Annotated in this window: 2 protein-coding genes; both read right to left on the reverse strand. The window is 65.3% G+C overall.

The features are described 5' to 3' along the window. Positions 1-142 precede the first annotated feature (142 nt). Positions 143-934 (reverse strand): IS21-like element IS1415 family helper ATPase IstB, encoded by a 792-nt coding sequence (gene istB, locus ACF09J_RS35950; RefSeq protein ID WP_003944771.1) that lies wholly within the window; start codon positions 932-934, stop codon positions 143-145. Further along, positions 934-2475 carry an IS21-like element IS1415 family transposase gene (gene istA / locus ACF09J_RS35955; protein ID WP_030538069.1) on the reverse strand — a complete coding sequence of 514 codons (1542 nt, stop codon included), beginning with the start codon at positions 2473-2475 and terminating at the stop codon, positions 934-936. Before istA ends, istB begins: the two co-directional genes overlap by 1 nt. Positions 2476-2703 lie beyond the last annotated feature (228 nt).

Consider the following 2703-nt stretch of genomic DNA (forward strand, 5'->3'; position numbering starts at 1 on the left):
CCTATCAGCAGCGAATTGGCGAGTTGCATGTCAATGGCCACGAAGTTCTCCCCGTAGGCGGCCAGTAGTTCTCCCCGCTGGTGGCCACGGGTTCTCCCCGGTGGCGGCCAGTTGTTTTTCCCCACCCGCTTTCTGATTTGGGTTAGCTGAAGGGCTTCACCCCCTTGCCGGTGGTGGCTTCGGTGAGGCGGAAGGAGTCGCCGTCGGTGACGACGACGTGCGCATGGTGCAGGAGCCGGTCAACGGTGGCGGTGGCCAATGTTTTGGGCATGATCTCGTCGAAGCCGGAGGGGTGCAGGTTGCTCGAGACGGCAATCGCTCGGCGTTCGTAGGCAGCGTCGACGAGGCGATAGAATCCTTCGGCGGCGTCTTCAGAGACCGGGAGCAGACCGATGTCGTCGACGATGATCAGGTCGGAGCGGATGATCCTCGTCAGGGCTCGGGCGATGGAGTCGTCGGCACGGTGCCGGCGGACCAGGGCACCGAGGTCTTCGATGGTGAACCAAGACACCGCCAGCCCAGCTTCGACTGCGGCCTGCCCGAGTGCCTCGGTGAAGTGAGACTTGCCAGTTCCCGAAGGCCCACAGACGCAGAAACATTCACGCCGCCCGACCCACTCCAGGGTGCGGAGCGCGTCCTGGGTGGCGCGGGGAATCGACGATTTCGTTTCGTCCCAGTCGCCGAAGGTCTTGCCGGTAGGGAAACCCGCGCGTTTGCGGCGAGTGTGCAGGTTCGCCCGGTCCCGGCCGGCGGCTTCCTCAGCGAGGAGAACCCGCACGACTTCGGCGGGGTCCCAGCGTTGGGCTTTCGCGGTCGGGATGATATCGCTCAAGGACCTGCGGATATGGGGCAGTTTCAGGCGTTTAGTCAGGTCGATCGCCTCGGCCAACGGGTCGCCGTTAGCGCTGGTAACAGTGCGCAAAGGGGTGCTCATCAGGCGTCATCGCTTTCATCGTCAGTAGTGGCTGGGCTGGCCGGCGCTGGTGTCTGGCCGAAGGTGGACCAGGCGGCGGTGCCCGGTTGCAGAGTGTGGTTCTCGCTGCGACGGACCGGATCAGCGTGTTCGTGGGTGACTTGGTAGTCGAGGATCGAGATCAGGTCCCGATCGGCGAACCGGCCGGTCATCGCCGCCGTCCCCAACGCTCTGTCGACTGCGTCCGGGGAGTGCAGCTTCGAAAGGTCCACGGCCTCGGCCATCTTCGCCCTGATGCGGCGCGCTCCCGCGGCGGCAGCCTCGACCAGCCAGCTGTTGGCACCCTGGCCCAACTGTAGGAAGGCGAGCTCGGCGGCGGTACGAGGCTTGGGCACCCGGTCGGCGGCGTCGCGGTCTGGGCGGGGTGGGTAGTGGTCGTTGTCGAGGACCGGTGAACCGGGTTGGCCGCGGCGGTGCCGCGCGACTTCGACTGCACCGCCATCATTGTCGACGGCGGTCACGATCAGCTCCTCACCATGGAAGCGGGCCCAGACCCGAGTGTCGATCAACGTGTGCGGCACCGAATACCGCACCCCTTCCACCGAGATCGTCGACTCCCAGTTCACCCGCCGGGTAGTGCCGAACACCGCGGTGAACGGAGATTTCGGCAGCGGATGCAGCCGCTGCAACTCTTCGGCCAGCCGCTCGACCGGCCGCCGCCGAGTAGAGCTGTGGACGCGGGTGTTGACGTCGGTGCAGAACTGCCGGCAAGCCGACTCGAGCTCACCGAAAGAGTGATACTGCTCGCGCAGGTTCACCTCCTTCGGCAACAGGTCGGCTTTGGCGATCCGCACCGTCGCCTCACTTCCTCCCTTCGACTCCGGATCAGCAGGTAAACACGTCCGCAGCGTCGTGCCGTAATGCCGTGCCACCTCCACGATCTCCGGATTGCGGACCGCGATCCCGGCCACGTGATCGATCGTCGCGGTCTTCTCGTTGTCGGTGAGGACATAGACCGGAACCCCGCCCAAGCGGCGGAATGTCGCATCCAAACACGCCGCCACCGTCGGCAATGTCTTGTCCCAGATCGGGATCACCACCCGAAATCGCGACCACGCCAACCATGCGCAGAACAACGTCGTCTTCCGGCCGGAAATCGTTGGCCCGTCACCGAAGTCGTACTGTAACCACAGCCCAGGTTCGGTTACCCACGGCCGATACACTCGCCGCCGACCAGCCCGAAACTGGGCCTTCGCCTCCGCGACCGTCCGGCGCGTGGTCCGCTCACCGCCGGTGAACCCCAGCGCGACGATCCGTTCGTGGATGACATCCGCGCGGACCTTGCCCTGCGAGCGGACCACCAACTCCTCGATCTTCGGCAGAAAGTCGTCGATCGCCCGCGCTCGATGCCGCCGGCGGTCCGGCGGCTGCCCCGCAGCGCGCATCTGCACATACCGGGCCACCGTGTGGTGATCACACCCAGCCAGCTCCGCCGCCGCCCGATAACTACCCGTGAGGTCGTACGCCTCCAAAATTTCCATGATCTCCCTGCTCGATTTCATCCACCCAGCGTTGCCGGGACCGAATCTGACTCACAGCAGGTGGGGAACTATCTGGCCGTACGCGGGGAGAAACCATGGCCACAAAATGCGCCATAAATGGCCGCCAGTGGGGAGCTTACGATGGCCGTCGACACCTGGACAGGTCATGCGCACTCGATGGGCGAAAGCCAGCCCCGCTGCGCGTGCTCGTGGGCATGCCGGCAACCACCGCCTGCATCATCGGTGGGA

It is taken from the genome of Streptomyces sp. NPDC014889 (assembly GCF_043081205.1).
Lineage (GTDB): Bacteria > Actinomycetota > Actinomycetes > Streptomycetales > Streptomycetaceae > Streptomyces.